Origin of the sequence: Sphingomonas sp. KC8, assembly GCF_002151445.1 — a bacterium.
GTDB lineage: Bacteria > Pseudomonadota > Alphaproteobacteria > Sphingomonadales > Sphingomonadaceae > Sphingomonas_E.
On record NZ_CP016306.1, the window covers coordinates 2803573 to 2826057 of the forward strand.

A 22485-nucleotide genomic window follows, 5' to 3' on the forward strand; every position below is an offset into this window, starting at 1 on the left:
GACACCTGATCCGCGCCTCTTGAGCGAATCCAGTTATGTCTCGAAACTGCTCCCCACTCCCGCCACTTGTGAATGACAGAAAAGATCAAAATTGCGTCATATCAGATCATTCAACCAGTAGAGACCTCCACCTGTGATACGAGAAAAATTGTGAATCAGCGCCGGCATTGGACGCCGATCGGCACAAATAATCCAGCAAAATTACGATATTTGAGGGTCAGGATTGGGATCCGCTTCACACCCGGGCGACGGCTTGAGGATTTCATCGCGCAGCAGAAAACGAAGAAGGCCACGGCCTGAAAAATATGCCGGGATGCCGGCAGAGGCAATGGATTCCCCACCGGAAACATCATCGGCATGCATGATGCTCGCGTCGATCGGTTCAGCATCAAATTTGAGCTATTCCGCCATTCCCAGGACGCGCGAAGCGGGCAAGAGAATGGGAAGAAAATTTTATCGATGAGTGAACCGATAGACCGGCGGATCACGGATACCCGAGTTTTTCTATTAAAAAACAATAATATATCATTGAAAAAAACAATAATAACGGCTGGTATTGTTAATATCCTGGAGGGGGCGCGAGGTGGCAATGACCAAGAATCAGGGGAGAATCTGCCATTCCCTCCTCCCCATCTTGCTGGCCCTGTCGCTGTCGGGCGCAAAAGGCTCGCCCAAGGCTGAAATTATATTGCCGGAACCTGCCGCACCATTCGCCGGTGTGATCGGTCAAACATACGCAAATTCTAAGCCATCATTTCCGAAGCCCGCAAGAGCGCCGGCAGGCGCTCCAAACGTTCTTCTAGTGCTTACGGACGACGTCGGCTTCGGCGCTGCATCAACCTTCGGCGGCCCGGTACCAACACCCAATCTGGACAGGCTTGCCGCTCACGGCCTGAAATATAACCGGTTTCACACCACGTCCGTCTGCTCTCCGACGCGCGCGGCACTGTTGACCGGTCGCAACCCCCATAATGTTGGCTCCGGATCCGTTCCGGACCTGGCAACCGGATTTCCCGGCTATTCAAATACGCTACCGCGCAGCGCGGCCACGCTCGCCGAGGTGCTCAAGCTCAATGGCTACAACACCGCCATGTTCGGCAAGCATCATAATGTGCAACCGGGCGCGGGATCCGCAGCAGGCCCCTTCGACCAATGGCCAACCGGACTGGGCTTCGAATATTTTTTTGGCTTTATTCGTGCAGAAACGGATCAGTTCTCACCCGTCCTCTACCGCAATATTACGCCCATCGATGCGCCCAAGGACAGGATTCTGGATGCGGCGCTCGTTGATGACGCCATCACATGGGTTCATAATCAGCAAGCCGCTGCGCCCGACAAACCCTTCCTGCTTTATCTCGCCCCAGGAACGGCCCATGCCCCGCATCAGGCTCCCAGCGAATGGATTGCCCGGTTCCGTGGCAAGTTCGACCAAGGATGGGATCGCCTTCGTGAGCAAACCCTGGCTCGTCAAAAAGGGCTCGGCGTGGTGCCTCAGGCAACAATCCTTGCCCCACGCCCGGAAGGGGTTCCGACATGGGATAGCCTGAGCGATGACGAGAAGCGTGTTTCGGCTCGAATGATGGAAGTCTTCGCCGCTATGCTCGCGCATCAGGACCACCAATTCGGTCGCCTGATCGATGAACTTGAGCGAACCGGTGAGTTGGAAAACACGCTCGTCATCTTCATCGAGGGCGACAATGGCGGATCGGCCGAAGGCGGCATATCTGGCGCCGAAAACTGGATGGCCACTTTCGCCAACGGCGCAACCGAGAAGGTGACCGATCTTCTCTCACGGATCGACGGTCTCGGCGGCCCGAATACCTATGGCAACTACCCGGTCGGCTGGGCTTGGGCGACGAACGCACCATTCCCGTGGATGAAGAAAATTGCATCCCATCTCGGTGGCACACGCAACGGGATGGTGATCTCATGGCCCTCGCGCATCAAGGAACGTGGCATACGGAGCCAGTACCACCATGTGGTTGATATCGCTCCGACCATATTGGAAGCCGCAGGCATCTCTGCCCCGACAATCGTCAACGGGGCTCGGCAGCAGCGCATCGACGGCATCAGCTTGGCTTATAGCTTTGATAGCCCTGAAGCGGCCGATCGCCGGACAATGCAATATTACGAAATGCAGGGCAGTCGCGCCATCTATAACAACGGCTGGATCGCCAATACGAAGCCGCGCAAAATGCCCTGGACGATGAGCAATCCTGAGGGGTCGCCCGACGACTATGTCTGGGAACTCTACGATCTCGACACGGATTTCAGCCAATCGCGCGATCTGGCTGCCACTTATCCGAAGAAGTTGGAACAGTTACGGACGCTGTTCGAACAGGAAGCCCAGCGCAACAACGTCCTGCCGCTCGACGACCGGGAATCGCACGAACGCGCGCGCGCCTCACAGGACATCCGGATGGAAAACCCCAATGGTTTCGTCTACTGGGGCAAGGACATCAGCGTAACCGATGATGTGGCACCGCCGATGCGGGGAGTGTCCTTCAGCATCATGGCCGATGTGATCATACCCAACGGCAGCGCCAATGGCGTTCTGCTCGCACGCGGTAGTCGGTTCGGCGGTTGGAGCTTCTATTTGAAGAACGGCCGGCCGGCCGCGCACCACGCATTTACCCAGCAGAAACAACACCAGTTTGAGATCATTTCACCCTTGGCCCTGGTGCCGGGGAAGGCGAGCATTCGCTATGATTTCGACTATGATGGCGGCGGCATCGGAAAAGGTGGGCTGTTGCGCATCAGCATCGACGGCAAGGAAGTCGTCCGTGGACGCATCGATCGGACGGTGACCAACACGGCCGGACTTGGAGAAATGTTCGATGTGGGTCGGGATACGGGAAATCAGGTGCTCGACTATGGCGGCCCGTCGAATTTCACTGGCGACATTCAACGACTTGAAGTCAAATCCAATTAATAAAAACTTCAACATATTTTCATGAATTAAATAATTATAAAATTAAATTGGCGGCACCGGGAGTTGCAAGATGATATTTGCCAAGGTTTCAGCGACCACATTGCCCGTTATGGCTGGCGTTACCTTGGCAATGCTATCCACAGCCGCCGTCGGCGCGGGGCAAACCGCCGAGGCCATCGACAGACGAATTCTGCCGATCAGGCCCGCCTCGTTCGACGGCAAGGTTGCTTCGTCTGTTGCCGCTTCGGTTCCGTCTTTCCCCGCCCGCTTAACCGCACCCGCCGGCGCTCCCAATATCGTCCTGATCATGACCGATGATGTCGGATTTGGGGTTGCAGGCACGTTCGGCGGACCTGTGCCCACCCCGAACCTCGATCGTGTGGCGGAACGGGGCCTGATATATAACCGCTTTCACACCACCGCCCTGTGTTCGCCGACGCGCGCGGCGCTGCTGACCGGGCGCAATCATCATGCGGTCGGCAGCGGCGTGGTCACCGATTTGGCAACGGGCTATCCGGGATATAATTCGATCATTCCCAAAAGCGCCGCTACCATGGCCGAAGTGTTGCGCCAGAATGGCTACAACACCGCGATGTTCGGAAAGCATCACAATGTCCCGTCTTGGGAAGAGACGGCCGCCGGCCCCTTCGATCATTGGCCAACGGGCCTTGGTTTCGAATATTTCTATGGCTTTATCGGGGGCTCCACCAACCAATGGCATCCCGCATTGGTCCGGGGGACAAATCGCATTTCGCCGCCTGATGGTGGCAAGCCGGACTCGATCCTGGATCGATTCCTCGCTGACGATGCCATTCACTGGCTCCATGAACAGAAAGCGTCGGCGCCCGAAAAGCCATTCTTCCTATATTATGCCCCGGGCACCGCGCATTCTCCCCATCAGGCGCCAAAGCAATGGATTGAAAAATTCAAGGGCCAGTTCAACGGAGGATGGGATGCCCTTCGCGCACAGACCGTCGCCAAGCAGATGGCGAACGGCCTGATCCCTTCCACGACCAAGGTGACGCCGCGCCCGGAAGGCCTTCCCGCTTGGGAGACGCTGTCTGACAGTGACCGGCAGGTGGCCGCCAGAATGATGGAAGTCTATGCCGGGATGGTCGCCTATCACGATGCCCAGATCGGCCGGATGCTTGATGAAATCGAACGCATGGGACGGGCCGACAATACACTCGTCATCTTTGTCGAAGGGGATAATGGCACGAGCCCCGAAGGCGGCATTGATGGTAGCACCAACTCTGGAGCGACGATCGTCGATCGAAGCCGCGAGGATACCGCCTGGCGCCTTTCTCAGCTGGACATCCTGGGCAGCGAGCAAAGCTCCGGGCATTTTCCGGTCGGATGGACCTGGGCCCTGAATGCCCCTTTCCCCTGGATGAAAGGGGTTTCCTCACACTTCGGCGGCACGCGAAACCCGATGGTGGTATCATGGCCGGACCGCATCAAGCAGACCGGAATCCGCAGCCAATTCCACGATATAACCGATATCATGCCCACCGTCCTGGAAGCCGCGGGCGTCCCTGCGCCGACATCGGTGAATGGCGTGCCGCAGCAGCGGGTGGACGGCATCAGTTTCGGCTACAGCTTTAACGACGCAAGAGCGCCAGACCGCCGCCACACCAAATATTTCGAACTAATGGGCAGCCGCGCCATCTATCACGATGGCTGGCTCGCCGGGACAACCCCACAACGCCTGCCCTGGCAAAGCAAGGTGCCGCCGGCGGACGTAACCAAATGGCCGTGGGAGCTTTATAAGATCGATGAGGATTTTGCCGAAGCGAATAATCTCGCCGATCGATATCCCGACAAGCTCAAATCGCTTCAGCGCATGTGGCAGGTGGAAGCGGCAAAAAACAATGTGTTCCCCCTTGATGACAGCACGCTAAGCCGGCTGCGGAAAAACCCATACCGGGGTGAACATAGCGAATTCACCTACTGGGGACCGGATCTTCAAATTCCCGAGTCATCCGCGCCCCCGCTCAGGGAAAAGTCTTTCACCATCGCGGCCGACGTGGAAATCCCGGCTGGGTCGGTCAATGGTGTGCTGGTTGCTTCCGGAGGACGCTTCGGCGGCTGGAGCTTTTATCTGAAGGATGGCCGTCCGGTGGCCGTTCATGCGGCCTCACAACAGCCTCGCGACCAGTTTCGACTTGAAGCTCCACAAACGCTGCCAACGGGTCCGGCGCACATCGGCTACAGCTTCACGTTTGATCCGGTCAAATCAGGCCGGCCTGGCGGCGTACTTTCGATCAGTGTGAATGGCACGGAAGTCGCCCGTCGTCACGTTGATCGGATTGCGGGTTTCGACGAAACTCAGGAAACATTCGATATCGGCTTCGACACGGGATCCTTTGTTTCCAATGATTATTTAGCGAACCCGCATTTCACGGGTTCGATCCGCAAGATCGTCATCAAAACATCCGACGATCGCACCCGGTGATTGCGAACGAACTGGCAGATCAGAGGGCATTACAGGCGAATGGAAACGCCCGGAGCATAGGAGAGCGAAATGAGGAGGATGCACCGGCACTTTGGCGGGCTTGCCGCCATCGCATTGGCGCTGACCGGTGGGACCGGGGCAGCTGCACAGGAAACACGGGCCGCGCAGATCACAACGCCGGGATGGTACGAATTCATTGATAAGCTGCGGGAACTCCCCGGCCTGATCCTTGCCAAATTGCCGGAAGATCAGCGGCGAGATCCCTGGATTCAGCAGGAGGTCGGGCGTCTCGCGTTGGAAGCGCTGACCGCGCGTTCGCTGGAGGCGATCAGCGCTGATATCAACAATCCCGTTTTCCTTCCGAGCCTTAATCAGACGTTGAACGTCTATCAGCCCAATTCCGATACAATCTACAAGGAAACCCCCGTGGATCCCGCTGGCAGCTACCGCCTGCGCGGGACACGCGGCTCCCTGCGCATTTTCAAGCTGGGCCAGATGTCGCGTACCGGGCCTGACGGGAATGAGAAGGTCGTCCCGCTTGCCTATGGGGATTTCAATGCCTTGCCCGTGGATGCGGCGGGCAAGTTTGATGTGCTGCTCAGCCCCACCCGGCCGGAAGGTTATACCGGGAACTGGTGGAAGCTTGAACCGCAAGCAAATGGCCTCGTCATCAGGCAGGTGTCAGCCGACTGGGTGAAAGAGCGCGATCCCACGATATCCATCGAGCGGCTGGACAGATCGACCTTACGCCCGCGTGAAAGCACGGCGTCCTTGCGGAAGCGGTTGGATGAATTGGGCGGCCGGACGGCCAATACGGCCCTCTTCCTGGTCGGGACCCCGGGTGAACTGCGGAGGGAAGGCTTCGTCAACAAACTCAAGATATTCGATGTGATTTCCGGAATGGGCGGCCTGTTCGGGCAATTCTACTATCATGGCGCTTATGATCTGAACGATGACGAAGTCCTCATTCTCGAAAGCAAAGTTCCCACAACATGCGGTTATTATTCGACAATATTGACTAATGACCTGTTCGAGACAACCGACTGGGTGAACAACCAGAGCAGCCTGAACGATGCGCAGTCGCAGGTCGACAAGGATGGGGTACTGCGTATCGTGATCTCCGCGCGCGATCCCGGCGTGCCCAACTGGCTGGACACAGCCGGCAATTCCACCGGCGTGGTTCAGGGCCGCTGGACCGATTGCAATGCGCAGCCCATGCCGACGCTGACAAAGGTCAAGCTCGCCGATCTGCGCCGCCATTTGCCGAAGGATACGCCGCAGGTGGACGCGCGGGAGCGCGACCGTCAATTGCGTGACCGCAGGGCCGCATTCCTGCAGCGCATTCTCTGGTGAACTGAACATTCGCGCTCACGTCATTGATCCATGTGAGGATATTTTTAACAATAGGAAAACTAAAAGGAATATTCTCAAAATATCCTTCAGTTTATTATGGTTGATGAATTGAAAGATAAAAACAACAATTAATATGCGAATACGGAACAACAAAATGGGAGTGGAAATGAGCATTTATACGAAACGAATGATTCGCGTGGCACTTCTGGCAGGGAGTGCACTGACTGCATTTGCTTCTTCGGGCGCGATGGCCCAGGAGAATGCCAGGCAGGGCGCATCTGAAGATAACGGCCTGAGTGAAATCGTCGTTACCGCCCAGCGCCGCGAGGAGCGCTCACAGGACGTTCCGATCACTATAACGGCGCTCTCGCCGGATGGTCTGCGCGAACGCGATGTGACCAACCTGCAGGGTTTGCAAAGTCAGGTTCCTTCACTGACCATCCAGCCAAATGGCCAGGCTTCGCGCGACGTCATGTCCCCATCGATCCGCGGCCAGGGCGCCTCATTCCAGGGCTCGCCGGGCGTTGTCGTCTACATGAATGAAGTTCCATTGCCGATCGCCTACACCCTGAGCCAGCAAGGCGGCGCGGGCAATTTCACCGATCTTCAAAGCGTACAGGTTCTGTCCGGCGCGCAGGGAACGCTGTTCGGCCGCAACACCACCGGCGGCGCGATCCTGCTTACGGCGGCGCGTCCGACCGATCGTCTTGAAGGCCATCTTTCGGGCGGCTTCGGCAATTATAACATGACCGAGTTCGAGGCAGTGCTGAACGCGCCTTTGACCGACAATTTGCGTGTCCGGCTCGTAGGGGCCTCGCGCGATCGCGACGGCTTCACCAAAGACATCAACTGGAACAAGGATCGCGACAACCAGCACTGGCGCATGGCGCGTATCGGTATCGAGTTTGAGCCGTTCGAAGGCGTCAGCAATTACACGATGGCCTATTACGGCTATTCGAAGAACAATGGCACCGGTATCGTGCCGATCAGTTTCAATTACTCACGACTTCTCGGCTTCACCATGGCTGGATTCGGCAATTTCTGCGGTACCCAGGCAAGCCCCGACGCCAACTGTACCGACCTGAGAAAGCTTATCAGCGATCAGGAGGACCGTGGCATCCGCAAGGTTGCCCATGGCGTGGACGATTTCGCCAAGGTCGAAACCTGGGGCGTCAGCAACACTACAGATGTTGATCTGACAGAAGGCCTGAAGCTAAAAAATATCATCAGTTTCGCATCGCTCAAATCTGGCTATGCTTCGGACCAGGATGGCTCCATTGCCAACATCAACAACACGGGCGTAACGACGCTCAGCCGCGCGTCATCGAAAGATTATTACGAGCTGTTTACCGAGGAATTACAGATTCAAGGCAATCTTCTCGACGATAAGTTGATCTATACCGTCGGCGGCTTCTATTCCAAGCAGAAGCCAGGTGGCCAGATGGGGGACTATTTCACAACCCTGTGCGGACGCCCGGGCGAGGCAGGCGCCCTGCAGTGCGCCGGCTTCCGGGGATCGGCGGTTACCAATGAATCGAAGGCATTGTTTGCACAGGCCACCCTTGATTTCGGGGCACTGACTCCGGCTCTCGATCGCGTGCGATTGACGGGGGGCTATCGCTACACTTGGGATCAGATCGATGGCCGCACGACAAGCTATTCCCCGGCGATCTATTCGGGAGCGGGCGTCGATAATGTGCGTTGCTTGTTTGATGGCGTGTCCGTCCCACGCGGGAATGCCAACAATTTGACGACGGATGCCACCAGGGGTTGCCGCTATGAGGGGCACCTGAAGAGTTCGGCGCCGAACTGGACGATTGGCCTTGACTATCGCCCGATCGATAACCTGCTGGTTTATGGGAAGGTTACGCGTGGCTATAAGGCGGGCGGTTTCAACGCGTTCGCAGTCAATGCGCAATACGCGCAGTTCGGCCCCGAATTCGTGACCGACTGGGAAGCCGGCTTCAAGTCCGACTTCAAGGTGGCCAGTCGGCCGGTTCGCCTGAACGTCAATGCCTACAACATGGATTACAGCAAGATCCAGCGTGGTCTGGCGGATTTCAATCCGACAACCAACTCAAGCGGCGCGGCCACGCTGAGCGAAGCCTCTGCGCGGATCCGTGGCGTCGAAGTGGAAGCGATGTTCAAGCCGATCGACGAACTCGAAATTGGCGGAAATTACAGCTACATCGACGCGCATTATAAGTCGTTCAAGTACAAATCGGCCACGCCTGTCTGGGATTGCAACTCGACGGCGGCGAACGGTTATCTCAGGACCACCACGCCAGACCTCACCTGCATTCCGTTGCAGTATATGTCGCCACATATCTTTTCCGTCTATGGCCGCCTTGCACTGCCGACACCTGAGGCTTTCGGCGAGGTCAATCTGTTCGTGAGCTATGCCTGGACCGACGCACGGCACCAATCCGGCCCCGCGCTGGAGAAGTTCGTTGATGGCAGTAAGACGTGGGAGCCAGGCAGTGATCTGGCTGCCTATGGCATGTTATCGGCCTCGATAGATTGGAGGAACGCTTTGGGCAGCGGCCTGGATGCAACGTTGTTTGGTACAAACCTGCTCAATAAAGAATATGCATTGTCGAACAGTGGCGTTTATAACGCGATCGGCAATCAGACGCAGATATTCGGAGAGCCGCGCATGTATGGTATTCGCCTGCGTTACAACTTCGGAATCTGAACGAAGTGATCGGCGTCTCTGGTCCTGTAACACAGACCAGGGACGCCATCTCGGAAGAAATCCGAGCTTGTGGCCTGTCGCTTTTTAGTCCGCCGAAACGTCGGCAACGATCAGAATTGGGTTGATATCAGAGAAGGTTGGCCGCTTAGCGGTTTGAGCCACGGCGTACCAGCAACGGAGGCGCACCAGTGAACCCCATTATTCTCGTTAGCGGATGAAGTTAACTTGGTCGTGTATGATAATACCAAGTCTCGTTGTGATCTGCCTCCGTCTGAGTGGTCCATCGACTATGATAGTCTGGATCACGAAAGGGACGACGAATGCCGAGCAAGAAGCACAAGCCGGAAGAGATCATCGGCAAGCTGCGTGAAGTTGAGATCGTGCTGGCGCAGGGTGGAACGACGGCCGAAGCCTGCCGGCGCATCGCGGTCACCGAGCAAACCTACTACCGCTGGCGCAAGGAATATGGCGGTCTGAAGACCGACCAGGCGCGGCGGATGAAGGATCTGGAGAAGGAGAATCTGCGGCTTCGCCGGGCGATCTCGGACCTGACGCTGGACAAGCTGATCCTTCAGGAGGCCGCTCGGGGAAACTTCTGAGCCCCGCGCGGCGGCGACGCTGTATCGATCAGTTGCGGCGGGAGTTGCCAGTGTCCGAGCGGCGTATATGCCGGGTGCTCGGGCAACATCGGTCGACGCATCGCAAGGTGCCGCGCGGGGCGGATGATGAGGTGCGGCTCACCGAGGACATTATCGCACTGGCCAAGCAATACGGCCGCTACGGCTATCGCCGGGTGACCGCATTGCTGCGCGATGCCGGCTGGACGGTGAACCGCAAACGCGTTGAGCGGATTTGGCGCAAGGAGGGGTTGAAGGTGCCACAGCGCCAGCCAAAGCGGGGCCGGTTATGGCTGAACGACGGCTCGTGTATCCGGCTCAGGCCGGAATATCCAGGGCATGTCTGGGCCTACGACTTCGTCGAGGGCCGTACGCATGACGGGCGCAAGTTCCGGATCCTCACCATTATCGACGAGGCCAGCCGGGAGTGCCTCGCGCTTATCGTGGCACGCCAGCTCAAGCATGAAGATGTGCTGGCGGCTCTCGCTGACCTGTTCATCGCGCGGGGACCACCGGCTCATATCCGGTCGGACAATGGCGCCGAGTTTATCGCCACTGCCGTGCAGACATGGCTCGCCCAGATCGGCGTGAAGACCTTGTATATCGCGCCCGGTTCACCGTGGGAGAATGGTTATAACGAAAGCTTCAATGGGTCGCTCCGCGACGAACTGCTCAACGGCGAGATCTTCTACAGCCTCGCCGAGGCCAAGGTGCTGATCGAGGCCTGGCGGCGGCATTACAACACCGTTCGCCCGCACAGCAGCCTCGGCTATCGGCCGCCGGCCCCGGAAAGTGCGACACCGCCATTGCCGCCGTCCGGTTCCGCTTCGCTCCACCTACCGTCAGCAATGGCGGCGGAAGCAACAATGCACTAACAATCAAACCGGACCACTCGGTGGGGGCCGATCAGTCGATCATCACCCATGAGCCCCTCGCCGTAGTCCGATGGACATAATGCGCCATGGTTGATCGGCGAGGCGGTTCCAAGCGAAGCAGCAATGGTCGAGGATGTTGTCGTAGGACCTGAAGACCCGGTTCGAGAGCCAGTTATCGCGCATGAACTGCCAGATGTTTTCGACCGGGTTCAGCTGTGACGTGACAGAATTGATGTCGTCGCACCGGACTGAACTACCGCCGCACCCGCCGCAGCATCCGCGCGGCCGCGTTCGACGACGGCGCGAGTTCCCGCCCATAACGCAACGCGGTCGCGGTCGATGACCAGCGCAGCGCCTGGCTGATCGGCCCGGCATCTTCGCCGCTCGCGAACAGATCCTGGGTGAGCCCGACCCGGAGCGAGTGGGTACTGAGACCCGCGATCGCCGCTTCGAGTTCGGTGCCGAACAGCGCGACCAGCCCCTCCTCGGCGGCGCGCAGAGCCGTGCGCTTGATGATCTGCCGCACCGCGGCAGGCGTCATCGCCTCCTCGCCGATCGCATAGGTCGTCGTCGCCGGCTTCGCCGGCTGCGCGGCCATGCGGCGGTGGTCGACCCCGGCATTCCAGGCCAGTTCGGCGATGTGGATCGCACGCCGCGCCTCCCGCACGCGGGTCCGCAGAACTCCGATCCGGCGCAAAAGCGATCCTGTCGTGATCGACGCGACCGCCCGCCAGGCGGCGATGCGCCGGACGGTGTCGGGCGAAAGCCAGGCCCAGGCCCCCTGCCCTTCCTGATCGGTCTTCGACTGCGGCACCTTGAGCCGCGCGGAGCCGTCTTCCTGGATTGTGATATGCTCGCACCGGACCGCGACCAGTTCAGAGACACGCAAGCCTGCATCGTAGCCGAGTGATAGCAAAGCGGCATCGCGCAGGCCCGACACCGTGCCCGGACAGGCGTCGAGCAGCGCGGTGAGCGTGAACCCTGTGGCGGCCTCGACGCCGATGCCTTCGCCGAACCGCAACGGACTGGCCTGGCGCTGGCCAATGTCGACCCGCCGCCGCATGCCCCGGACGGCGTCGCGCACCACCGGTGCGAGGGTCGGGCTGGGGACGCCGAGCAGATCGTGCATCACCGCAAGCGACGCAAGCCGGCGGTTGACCGTCGCTGGCTTGCGCTGGCGCGCCTCGCAGTGCTCAACATAGGCCACGACCCGCGCCACGGTGGCCGGCAGCCCCACCCCGCGAACACGCGTGCAGAATTCGGCATAACAAGCGAGGTCGTTGGCCAGCGCCTTGACGCTGGCCGGGGCCCGGGCCTCGAGGCTCTTGCGAAACGCGAGCGCGTCGATCGCGCAGTCCGCCGCAACCAACTCGCCCAGCAGCGAGGTGAGTTGGGCGATGCGATCGGTGGCCGATCCGCGCATCCGGCGCGGCAAACGCGCCTCGCCCGGCGCCAGTACGGTTACGACCTCGCCGGCGACCGGCGTGCGGGCAGCAGCGGCGGACGCCAGCGCGCGGCTCACGCCGCAATCCGCGGCTGTGGCGAAAGCGGACCCATCCGACCCGCCGGCGTTTGCCGTGTCCGGCGGTGTGACGACATGCGCTCCATCGCCGGGACAATAGATCGGCATGATGCCAAAGGCACTACTGATAATCCCTGCTTACCGATAGTTTAACCGCCCAGCTCGATAAGAGACTGTCTAGCGAAATCACCTTTGCTATACAGGACATGCTAGCGGAGGATTCCCCGTGTCCGCTCGAAGGAATCGAAGCTGCCATCCTCGTCGCACGCTGCGTCACCCCTCCCCGTCCCGGCCGCGCTCGCCAGCGCAGAGGCCCAAGCCGCGCTCGCACTCGGTCGGCTCGACGGCGAACTTGCTTATGGCCCGTTGCCGGTCGCCCGGATCTTCCACCTCAGCGTGGTGCGCGACGGGTTGATGAACGCGCTGCGCCAGGCCGGTCACGCCTTCACACCCGCCCGCTTCCACAGCTGGTTCGCCGGACTGACCAGCCTGTCCACCGAGGCCGCTGTGGCAGCACAGCCGCCCCGGGCGCTGTGCGAGGCGATCCTGACCGACCTCGGCCATAGTCGTTCCGAGGGTCTCGCCGGCAGCGCCCGCGCGCTGCAGCGCGCATTGCTCGCGCCGCGCGATGGCGAAGTTCGCGCCGGTCATGACGCCGCGGCTGCCGTGATGATGGAAGCTCACGCGATCGTGGCGGAGCTTTCGCGGGAGCCTGCCCCCCTGCCCTTCGCGCTGCTGTCCACCCTCCACCAGGCGTTCGGCCGCAGTCCGGTGTTCGCCCCTGCCCGGTGGGACCTGGTCGCGCTGACCGGCCCCGGCGGTCTCATCCCGTTCGAACAGAGCGGGGCGCCGTCACCGCGCTGGGCGGTCGAGGCGGTGATCGGCGAAACCCTCCGCGTGCACGGTTTTATGCGCAGCCCCCTGCCCTGGCCAAACCTCATCCGGCTTGATGCGACGGCCCCCGACATCGCCGACGAGAACCGCCGCCTGACGATTGCGCTTGGCTTGCGCGAGGCGGTGCTCGCCCAGCAAACCCGGCTCGATCACGCGCGGCAGGCCGCGGCCCGGATCGTCCGCTTCACCCAGGGGCAGCGGACAACCTCGCGCGCGCCGCGCGCGCTCGAATGGCTTGCGGGGTTCGGGCCGCTCCGCTCGGCGCAACTCGAGGCGATCCTCGCCGCCACGCGGCTCGGGGTGCGCGGCATGCTCACCGCGCTGGAGGCCGAAGGCCTGATCGCGCGCGAAACCATCGGCGGCGTGCACCTCGTTTCGATCACGCATTCGGATGGTCGGGCAGAACCGCGCCAGGTCCTGCCGGCGTCGTCTGGATTTTCTGCCGGCGCGCTCGAAGAATTTGATGCCTCGGTGGCGGCGATTGATAGGCTGCTGGTCCGCCCCGGCTGATCTGCGCGGTGACCAACGATTAGACAATTGGCCCGCGGCGTCACGGCTCAGGACCGCAGCTCCCACCCACCTGCCCTGGCGGGCGCTGCCGGGCGCGGTTGCGGCTTGGAATGCAGAAAAATCGGGTCGACAGGAAGCCCAACAGGCGCGATTTCGGGGTCACCATGATCCGTAAGACCCAAACACCACCACTATGCCTCACAGGTCGTTTCAGGTGGCCCTAGCTGGATTTCCTCTTTTGTTCTGGTCCTGACACCCGCGATTAGGACTGCGCTGGCACGGCCCACGAAAGGGACCGATCTGGTGCAAGCCTGTCTTGCATCCCGGCATAGGCCATCAGAAGGCTCCAAAGGTCCAACTCCCATCGACTGACCCGGGTCACAGGCGGACCGCGGTCGGCAGGATTGCCAAACGATTTACGGCACAGCTTCGCGCGGCGTCCGAGCGCCCCTTGCCCTGACGTCGCCAAGCTCGACGTCGTCAGCCCAACGAACGTTTCGAACCGCCGCGCCGCTTGACTGCGTTGGCTGTGGGCAGCCGCGAGCAAGACGATCCGTGTCTTGGCAAGGTGAAAGCGGTTGGAGACGAAGCGCTCATGATAGCCACCGTCCCCGCGTCGAAACACGAACGGCGGGCCACCCAGCAAACTGTCTAGCAAGCGCCGGTTGTGCGCAAGCATCACCCGCGTCGGCCGCAACCGCTCGTGCAATTGCTCCATGCCCTCGGTCGCACGCCCAAGCGCTGCAGCATTCGCCCGCGCGGAGCTGCTATCGTGGATGATCCGCATATCGCTCAGCGGCAGGCGATGAACATGACACCACCAACTGGCACGGAGCGTCCATTCCCGGCGCACAATGATAGGACCACCCCCCTCCAGCGCCTCGCGCCAGCACTGCACGCATCCAAATCTCCGTTGCATAGGGGGCAGGATCGCGTCGCCGCTGACATCCAGAAACGTTGCCTCGATTTTGGTCCGGTCGCACTGAACAGCCCAGGCCAAACGGTCGATGAGTTGCCCGAACACAGCAGCATAGGATCCTGGAACACCGCGCGGGCCACGGGCAACGTCCTGAGTGGCAAGGCGGCGCGTCATCCCAAGATGATTATACAACTGGGCCCGGGTCATGTCATGCCGGCCTGTCAGCCGTACCATCCAGGAATCAAACGCTTCGTCGGGCCGCGGCTGCACCCTGTAAGCCAAGGGTTCAGGATCAGCCTTCGCGAACATCAGGCAAAAGCATAGGCAGGCAGGAGCGCGGCAGCTTCACGGATATCGGCCAGGCTGACGCGCTCGCGCCCATGCCTGCGCGCAACCTTCTGGGACCAATGTAGGAGACGCTTGAAATTCCCGGTAACCCCCTGACTATTGTGCCAGATCAGTTCGGCAAACTCCGGCTCCGCAAAGCTATCCGGGTCAACGAGCCGCATGCCCTGCGCGAGTACGCGAATGAGGCGCTGGGATGCCGCGCCCGCGGGCCAGGGGTTAAGCCGCACGATGATCGACCGGTAAGCGAGCTCAACATCTTCGGCGAAGATGTCTGCGGCCACCTCAAGCCCGGCGACAACCATGGGGACTCTGCCCTCACTCATCAGGAAGCGGAACGCATCAAGCGTGTCCCGCCGGGCCTTGCCGCTGGCGGTCAGAATCGCGTACACATTGTCGATCGCGACGAGCCGCGTGCGCTGCTTGCGGAGCAATTCGACAACCTTGAGGTCTGCGATGCGGTGAATACCGCTGGTGATCGGCCACCCTTGCTTCCACAGCAGGGTGAGATTGATTTTGAGCGACGTTGGACTGGACGGAATGACCGTGCGCAACATTGGGGCGTATCGCGCATCGTCCAATTCCGTCGGTTCGGGAAAAGTAAGCTCGATCCGCCGCTGCGCTTCGCGCAGGATCGAGGTCTTCCCCATGCCGGACTGGCCAACCAGGATGACGCATGTCGGTCGCTCGTCGGGCTCATCATGCGCAAGGTCGACAAGCGTTTCCACCGCACGCCGCGCCTCCTCGAAATCGATCCAGAACGCGGTGTTGCTACACCAGGGCTCTAATTCCGCCATTGCAGCCAATTGTCCTCCGGCAACTCAGCAACCGATTGCCACTGAGTCCGCTCGACTGCGGGTTGCGCCGGCAACGTATCCGCATGCGATACCCCCTCGCGCTCCTGCCGTTTGCGCGCGAGGCGTGCCTTGCTCGTTCGGTCGACCGCCGTGATCACCTCCCGTCGCGCGGCCTGGATGTACCGCGCCGTTGCTGCCTTTGCGCCGTCAGCCTGATAGGCCGCCCCTACCAACCGGATCCGTTTGCGTTCGGCCTCCCATTCGGGTTCGGTGATATCCGGATATCGGCCGACGACCGACAGCGGCAGAAATACCCCATCGCAATGCGCATAGACCTCCTGCAGCGTGCGCTCATCGTGGTGCACCGTGATTTTCTGGCCAATCCGAACCGCCAATTCGGGGTGCCAATACCGCCGATGGCGGATCTGCACGCCGTAGGAATGGACGGTCAGATCGGTGCTCGGAAGGAACTGGCGGGTTAGCCGTTCGGTGTCGAGGGAGACCGGCAAGAGCGGCGTCTTCCCGGCAGTTTCCCGCGCCCAGACTTGCGCCGGGCACTGCCCGCCAAGGCCGGCATGCGGCGTGTTGTGGTAGATGCCGATCTGACACACCAGCCACCGTTCGAATTCAGCGATCGTGAGGGCTGCCGCCTTTCCTGCGTCATAACCATCGCGTTGCGTGACATTGGAGCCGGTAGCCCCGGGCAACAACCGCATTTTACCAATCATCGTGCCAATTAGCCGCTCGATGTGACCGCCGAAATGCGCCGGCCCCCGCGGCCGAATATCGGGATCGATGCCGTGCGCCAGACAGGCGCGGCGAAAACTCTCCGCGCGATGGGGTGCCGCATGATCAGCATGCAGCCGGGCAAACTGGCCGAACATCGGATATTCCACGTCGATACCCAGCCTCGCGAGCAGCGGCTCCTTGGGCAAAAGGGCATTGGCGACGGCCCGACCGCACCGGAAGATCGAAGGATCCCCAAAGCTGACGTAAAACCCCAGAATCACACGCGTCCAGACGTCGATGATCAAGGTCACCCATGGACGGCCAAGCTCTTCACGATGAATGCTGTCGACCAGGATCACATCGGCGCGGGTGTGGTCCATCTGAACAAGGTCCAGCAGCCCATCGCTCCTGTACGCGCCAGGGTGGGGTTCGTAGGCACTGCGCTGCTTCGACCCCATGCTGGACCGCGCGCGTTGTGGAGCCGAAATCTCCCCGATCAATCGAACCAGAGTTCGTTCGCTCGGAATATCCTCCGGCGCAAAGCGGAATTCCCCATCTTCGGCCATGAGCAGGCCGGAGATTTCACTGGCGGCCAGCGCGGCCGTCGGCGCGGGCTTGGTGAGGAACAAGTCAACAATCAAGCGATCGATGGCAGCTTTGACATCGGTAGAAATGCGGTGGCTGCCGACTTTCGGACCTCGAACCGCCGGCGCCAAGGACTCCGCAATTGGGTTAGCCTTGAAACGAACCGCAAGTCTGCGGACTTGCCTCTCACCTAGCCCCGTCGCCGCGATGATAGCCGCCACCGTTGATTTAGCGAGCGGCCCTTCCAAGGGCACATGCTTGCGAAATATCGGGTAAAGCTCGGCCCCCGAGCTCAAAGCCTCGGTAGACTTCATCGGAGATCGGCTTGGCTTCCGTTCGATCACCAGCTCTCTTCCCGGCTCCGATCCTGATTTAGAGTGTCATGAATTCTGGCAATATCCGCAACATGAAATATGGCCGTGCCAATATTCGTGACATGGAAATCTAATCAACACATTGTTATTAAATTATATTATCACGGTGCCGTTAATTATGTCAGCCGACAGATCCACTCTCTATCGCCGCGCTCATGCACTTCTTGTTGCTCGCCGACGATTCCAGCGATCCCGTCGCCCGCGCCTCGCTCAATGTGCTGCGCACCTTGCTCGATGATCGCGCGCAGGCCGAGATGTGGGGCGGAGATGATCTGGTCCGGTTCGGACAGACGTTCAGAGAGGCCCGGAAGAGACTTTGCGTCCCATACCCCTCCCCTACCCTTCTATCAGTCGCTGAGCGCCTCCTGGCAGTCCACAAGGAGCTGGAAATCAGTCCGACGGAGGGTCGCAGCGTCACGACCATCGACGGGCGCACGCTCCACGTCGATCCGAGAAGCTTCGGAACGGTCTGGCTTCTCGCCTGCATGCTCCCCAGCGCGCTGGCTGCCGCTGGCTTCACGCTCCAGCATATTCCGTCCTTTGTGTGGCTCCCAAAGTTTCTGTCGAGCGGCCCTGCCGAGCTAGCGGAGGAACTCGAAGCCGCGCTCGGGCGCACAGCCGCGTTGGGGCTCACAGAGCTCGACAGGCTTGAGCGCATTGTAGCCACCCTGCCCTCAGACCTTGGCGTTACGCGGCGGAGCAAGTTGCCCACACTCATGCGCCTGGAGGCATCATACCCCGGACTGCGCGTGCCCGCGATCGCCCGCTTGCTCGGCATATCTCCACAAGGCGCGGCGAAACTGGCCGCGCAGGCTCGATCGGCGGTTACAGTCCGCTATTGAGGCCAATGCTGGTCCAGGAGGGATCGGATGGCCTCCTCAGCATCCTGGCGTGTCGCTCCGCCCCTGTTCAGCAAGGTTAGACGGACGCCCTTGCGGTCGGCACTCTCGATCCGGAGCACCGGCTTGCCGGCCGCGGTCGAGACCGTCTCGGCCTTTCCTGTCTTCTTGGGGGATCCTGTCTTCTTGGGGGCGTCGACCGCCAGGCTTAGCGCCTTGATAACATCAAGGATCGATTGGGCTGGAGCGCCGGCTTCCCGAGCATCCGCGATCCGGCCTGCTTCGGCGAACGCCCTCGCCTTCCGCTCATCCGGCTTTAGCAGGCCCTTTAGCGCTATGGCATTGCGGACTCCGAGGTCCTGTGGATTGGAAAATGCCCGCGTCAGTTCGGTAGGCAGTCGGGCAAGATCGAGATATCGGGTGAGCCAGCTTTCGCTCACCTTCAATCGCTCCGCCATCGTCCGCTGTCGCCCATCATAATAGAGGTCCAGCGCCCGGAGATAGTCCCTCGCCCGCTCAAGATCGGTAAGATCGTCGCGCGCCCGATTCTCGATGTCGGCCAGGCGAAATGCTTCCTCGTCGCCGATCTCCCGGATATCGACGAGGAACTTGAAGTCCGGATAATTGTGCGAGCGCAGCCAGCTAATCGTCCAATGCCGCCTCGCCCCGCAGATTACCTCGAAGTCATAGTCCGCGTGGCCGGACACGCGCCGCACGATCGCGGGCATTTCCTGGCGACCTTGCGCCTTCATACTCTCGATGAGATCGGCGCAGCGTTCTTCAGTGAGGAGCGCATAGTCGCGATTATGACCGATCCACATGCGACAGCGCGCAGGGTCCACCAACTCGTGGGTTCGGGTTACAATCGCCCCTGACGCGAGGTCTGACAGCCGGTTCGATCGGCCGGTCAGGACGTTTGATGCGATCCCGGTCCGGCGCTGCGGCGCAGGTTCATCCGACAGATCGATCCCTGCCGCCAGATCGGCCGCAAAGCCACTGTTTTTCCTGCTCAAGCGAGCCTCCCTTCACCGAAATTGCACGCGTGCAATTTTCTCCGTTCTTCCGATCTTGCACGCGTGCAATTCGGTATTTTCATGCCAGCGCAGCCCTTCGCAGAGCCGGTTGGTGGCTCGGCCACATCGACCGAATATCGACTTCGATTTCACTGTTTACGCCGTCGAGATAACCCAAGCATCGGTTACGAACGGCCGAACTGGTGGCCGGTCCGTCGAGCTCATAAACAGTCATGAGCCGTGCGGTCGCATTGTCAATCTCGGCCGAATCCTTGAGCGGCGTGCGGACCATCGCGTGGCCGAACAAGGTCCGCATCAACTGTAACAGCTCCTTCTGCATCGACTTGTTTTCGTCGACCTTCGAGGCAACAAATCGGAGGAACTGGAGCTGCGGCGCCATACCTCGCTCTGCAAGCTGTTCGATCGTCTCGTCGAGCATCGAAAGGAAGGCGGCGGTCGAGGAGAAGTCCATGACCGTCGGCGGGACCGGCACCACCAGCGCGTTCGCGGCGCGAAGCACGGACAGGGAGATCGCCCCGAGCGCGGGCGGTGGATCCATCACGATGACGTCGAAGCGATCGGCAATACTGTCGATACCGACCTTGAGGCGGTTCAACAGCGCATCGAACCCTCCCCTCGCCATCCTCGCAGCAAGCTCATACTCGGAATTGAACAGCCTCAGATTGGCCGGGATCAGCTCCAAACCGTCAAAATGAGTCTTGCGGAGCGCGTAATCGAGTGAGGTCCGTTCATCCTCCCGGAGGAACGGATAAAGCGTGTCATCTTCAGTCAGATCGAGGTCAGGCACATAGCCGAACAAAGTCGTCGCGGAGGCCTGGCTGTCACAGTCGACGAGCGCCACCCGATAGCCTCTGATCGCGAGATACTGGGCGAGATGGACAGCAACGGTCGACTTCCCGACGCCGCCCTTGAAGTTCTGGACTGCGATGACGCAGGCCGGATCTCCTGGTGCCCGATATGGCCGGGTCCCGAAGACCCCCCGCATGTCATTCAGCTGTGCCAGCGTATAGCGTTCACGCCGGTTATTATCGCCGCGCGACGGCTCTGGCAGGCGACCGTCCTTCTCTGCGTCGCGAATCGCAGCCGGTGTGCGGCCCACCAGTTCCGCAGCCTTGCTGATAGTGAAAGTCGGTTCACGCCGGTCATCAGCTCGAGCGCTACGCGCTGAATCCCTCAGCTTTTCCAGCACCGACGACGTTCGCGCGGCAAGCGTCGCAACCGAGACGAGACGTTCGGCTTCCTCAATATCGAGTCCGTTAGACACATGCCCACCTTTCGCAATCAAGCAGATGGTACTTCAACTTGCGCTTTTCGGTCAAGAAAATCGCGAATTGCGAAAGTGAGCATCCGCTATTCGTGTATTTTCGCCCTCCTGCGGCCCTATCCTGACTCGGTGGGGGCTACGGGAAAATTGCACGCGTGCAATTTCCTAGCTCGGCCGTCCCCGGCGCGTAAGGAAGGCCTCGCAGAATCCCTTCCAAGACTTCTCGAGTTTCGACCCCGAGAGCGTGTTGAGACGATCCCCCATATGCTCACGGTATGCGTCTGCGATCAGGTCGACGTCCCATCCACCGCCGTGGCGCAACCCTATCTCGCGCGCCGCATTCTCGGTCACGCCGAAGTGCAGCTTACCCCGCGGGAAACGCGCCCATGGCTCAGCGTTCACCCCAGCGGAACTTTCTGGGGTGGCAAGAGACGCGGTCACGCGCTTGAGGACGTCAGCCACCGCCGCACTATCTACTGCGTCGCTGCGGGGGAGGGCGCTCTCAATGGCAACGACTTCTTCGACCGCATCCTCCCGGCGCGCCTTCCGCCCGGTTGAGTGCCGACCAAGTTCATCGACCGTCGCGATCTGCGCAGGCGCGTCCTTGGGCGCGAAACGGAACTCAATCTCGGTTACCGCGCGGCCGCGTCGGATCTCCTGCCACTCCACCGTGTAATGGGCGAGCTGATCGATTTCTGTCTTGGCAACGGTCAGGACCTTTCGCCGTAACTGGGCGAAGTCGCCGTATTTATCCGGATCGATCCCAAGCGCCGCACGCAGGCCGACCATATCGACCTTCCACACGGGTTGGCGCCGATGCAGACGAAGCGCACCCTCCTCGTAAAGCTTGAGCGCATAGGCCGACCGGAAACCCAGAACGGCCTGACGGTTCATCACCGCATAGGTTTCGGACTCCTGGATCAGGCGGCGAGCATCCGGCGTGAACTGCCATTCGATCCAGCCCGTCTCCTTACCGCCGTCTCCTGCTTCCTCGACTTCTTCCCAGGAAGCCTGGATCAGGTTGAAACGCTTGGTTGTCCGCTTCCCGCGCCAAGACTTGTCGTCCTCGGCAAACAGCGTGCGATGAAGCTCCTCAAGCATATCGCCGATGCGTTCGTTGCCCTTGTGGCCGCGGCGGATATCCGCCTTTCGCATCCGGTGGGTTATGTCTTGCCACGCATCGCCGCCCGCCGTCAGGATCATCAGCGCCAGCAGGCGCGAGGAGGTGAGACTGAGAGACTGGCCCTTGACGAATCGAACCTCGACGAGCCTACCGGGTTTGACGAACTCGTCGCCGCCTTTGCGGGCGAGGGCAGCGGCCACGCGCATAGACCGGGCGGTCGAAACTTCATCGCCGCCAACGTCTTGCTCGTTTTCCGCTGGTTCTCCCATGCGATTCACCCCAATCTGCGGGGAAAGTTGCCTGTCCTGACCTCGCTCGTCAAGTCAGGACAGGCTAATTGGCGGAAATCGCCCCCAGGAGGTCAGGATAGAATCGCTGTCAGACTCGGTCGAAATTCCAGCGATTCTGCTGAGTCGCACAATCCGAAGGGCACGCCCCAATTGGACAGGTCAAACAGCAAGAAAATACCCACATTACCGTGCCTGGAAAGGCCTCCCCCAAGAGGACAGGATAGCCCCCAAGCGGACAGGATAAGTCCCCCATGCCGACAGGATAAAGCCCCCAAGAAGGCAGCCAATTGCCCCCATCAGGTCAGGAATGACGTCAATTCCCTTAACAAATAC

General features: G+C 60.4%; 15 protein-coding genes and 1 pseudogene. 7 read left to right on the forward strand and 9 right to left on the reverse strand.

Annotated features, from left to right (window positions below; translation table 11 throughout):
* Nucleotides 1-155: 155 nt before the first annotated feature.
* Nucleotides 156-359: a hypothetical protein gene (locus KC8_RS19850; protein WP_138956628.1), complete on the reverse strand. Its 204-nt coding sequence runs from the start codon at nucleotides 357-359 to the stop codon at nucleotides 156-158.
* Nucleotides 360-589: 230 nt separating this feature from the next.
* Here KC8_RS19850 and KC8_RS13205 point away from each other — a divergent pair, with 230 nt between their 5' ends.
* The 5 genes from KC8_RS13205 (at nucleotide 590) to KC8_RS13225 (ending at nucleotide 10927) form a co-directional block, all read left to right on the forward strand.
* Nucleotides 590-2932 (forward strand): arylsulfatase, encoded by a 2343-nt coding sequence (locus tag KC8_RS13205; protein ID WP_037495565.1) that lies wholly within the window; start codon nucleotides 590-592, stop codon nucleotides 2930-2932.
* 70 nt (nucleotides 2933-3002) lie between these two features.
* On the forward strand, nucleotides 3003-5387 hold the full coding sequence (locus KC8_RS13210; protein WP_010124302.1) for an arylsulfatase: 2385 nt from the start codon (nucleotides 3003-3005) through the stop codon (nucleotides 5385-5387).
* A 114-nt stretch (nucleotides 5388-5501) separates the two neighbouring features.
* A complete protein-coding gene (locus KC8_RS13215; RefSeq protein WP_232455536.1) occupies nucleotides 5502-6740 on the forward strand; it encodes a DUF1214 domain-containing protein in 1239 nt (412 codons plus the stop codon).
* A 166-nt stretch (nucleotides 6741-6906) separates the two neighbouring features.
* Entirely contained in the window at nucleotides 6907-9435 is a 2529-nt protein-coding gene (locus KC8_RS13220) for a TonB-dependent receptor (protein ID WP_010124300.1), read from the forward strand.
* Nucleotides 9436-9755: 320 nt separating this feature from the next.
* A protein-coding gene (locus KC8_RS13225; protein WP_157663893.1) for an IS3 family transposase occupies nucleotides 9756-10927 on the forward strand; the annotation gives its coding sequence in 2 pieces (ribosomal slippage) (nucleotides 9756-10020 and nucleotides 10020-10927; 1173 coding nt in all).
* 42 nt (nucleotides 10928-10969) lie between these two features.
* On the opposite strand, the pseudogene KC8_RS19855 reads toward KC8_RS13225, so the two are convergent.
* Together KC8_RS19855 and KC8_RS13235 are read right to left on the reverse strand one after the other, a co-directional pair.
* Nucleotides 10970-11143 (reverse strand): annotated as a pseudogene (locus KC8_RS19855) (IS630 family transposase); the annotation flags it as partial.
* A gap of 37 nt (nucleotides 11144-11180) precedes the next feature.
* The gene (locus KC8_RS13235; protein ID WP_010124636.1) at nucleotides 11181-12557 is read right to left on the reverse strand and encodes a tyrosine-type recombinase/integrase; all 1377 of its coding nucleotides are present in this window, start codon (nucleotides 12555-12557) and stop codon (nucleotides 11181-11183) included.
* Between the two features lie 258 nt (nucleotides 12558-12815).
* Between KC8_RS13235 and KC8_RS13240 the strand changes: the two genes are divergently transcribed.
* Complete coding sequence (locus KC8_RS13240; RefSeq protein WP_010124635.1) at nucleotides 12816-13853, forward strand: hypothetical protein; 1038 nt, start codon at nucleotides 12816-12818, stop codon at nucleotides 13851-13853.
* A gap of 262 nt (nucleotides 13854-14115) precedes the next feature.
* Here KC8_RS13240 and KC8_RS13245 read toward each other — a convergent pair whose 3' ends face one another.
* The 3 genes from KC8_RS13245 to KC8_RS13255 are packed head-to-tail and all read right to left on the reverse strand — an operon-like array spanning nucleotide 14116 to nucleotide 17542.
* Nucleotides 14116-15081, reverse strand: coding sequence for a TniQ family protein (locus tag KC8_RS13245; protein ID WP_010124634.1), 966 nt, complete (start codon nucleotides 15079-15081; stop codon nucleotides 14116-14118).
* The gene (locus tag KC8_RS13250; protein WP_010124633.1) at nucleotides 15081-15914 is read right to left on the reverse strand and encodes a TniB family NTP-binding protein; all 834 of its coding nucleotides are present in this window, start codon (nucleotides 15912-15914) and stop codon (nucleotides 15081-15083) included. Before KC8_RS13250 ends, KC8_RS13245 begins: the two co-directional genes overlap by 1 nt.
* On the reverse strand, nucleotides 15902-17542 hold the full coding sequence (locus tag KC8_RS13255) for a Mu transposase C-terminal domain-containing protein (protein ID WP_232455538.1): 1641 nt from the start codon (nucleotides 17540-17542) through the stop codon (nucleotides 15902-15904). Before KC8_RS13255 ends, KC8_RS13250 begins: the two co-directional genes overlap by 13 nt.
* A gap of 215 nt (nucleotides 17543-17757) precedes the next feature.
* Here KC8_RS13255 and KC8_RS13260 point away from each other — a divergent pair, with 215 nt between their 5' ends.
* On the forward strand, nucleotides 17758-18444 hold the full coding sequence (locus tag KC8_RS13260; protein WP_010124631.1) for a hypothetical protein: 687 nt from the start codon (nucleotides 17758-17760) through the stop codon (nucleotides 18442-18444).
* On the opposite strand, the gene KC8_RS13265 is transcribed toward KC8_RS13260, so the two are convergent.
* The 3 genes from KC8_RS13265 to KC8_RS13275 all read right to left on the reverse strand — a co-directional run bounded on the left by KC8_RS13265 (nucleotide 18438) and on the right by KC8_RS13275 (nucleotide 22131).
* A complete protein-coding gene (locus KC8_RS13265; protein WP_029624404.1) occupies nucleotides 18438-19454 on the reverse strand; it encodes a ParB/RepB/Spo0J family partition protein in 1017 nt (338 codons plus the stop codon). The two genes, KC8_RS13260 and KC8_RS13265, sit on opposite strands and share 7 nt — an antisense overlap.
* Nucleotides 19455-19533: 79 nt before the next feature.
* Nucleotides 19534-20739 carry an AAA family ATPase gene (locus tag KC8_RS13270; protein WP_010124628.1) on the reverse strand — a complete coding sequence of 402 codons (1206 nt, stop codon included), beginning with the start codon at nucleotides 20737-20739 and terminating at the stop codon, nucleotides 19534-19536.
* 165 nt (nucleotides 20740-20904) lie between these two features.
* Nucleotides 20905-22131 (reverse strand): replication initiation protein, encoded by a 1227-nt coding sequence (locus tag KC8_RS13275; protein WP_010124627.1) that lies wholly within the window; start codon nucleotides 22129-22131, stop codon nucleotides 20905-20907.
* Between the last annotated feature and the right edge of the window lie 354 nt (nucleotides 22132-22485).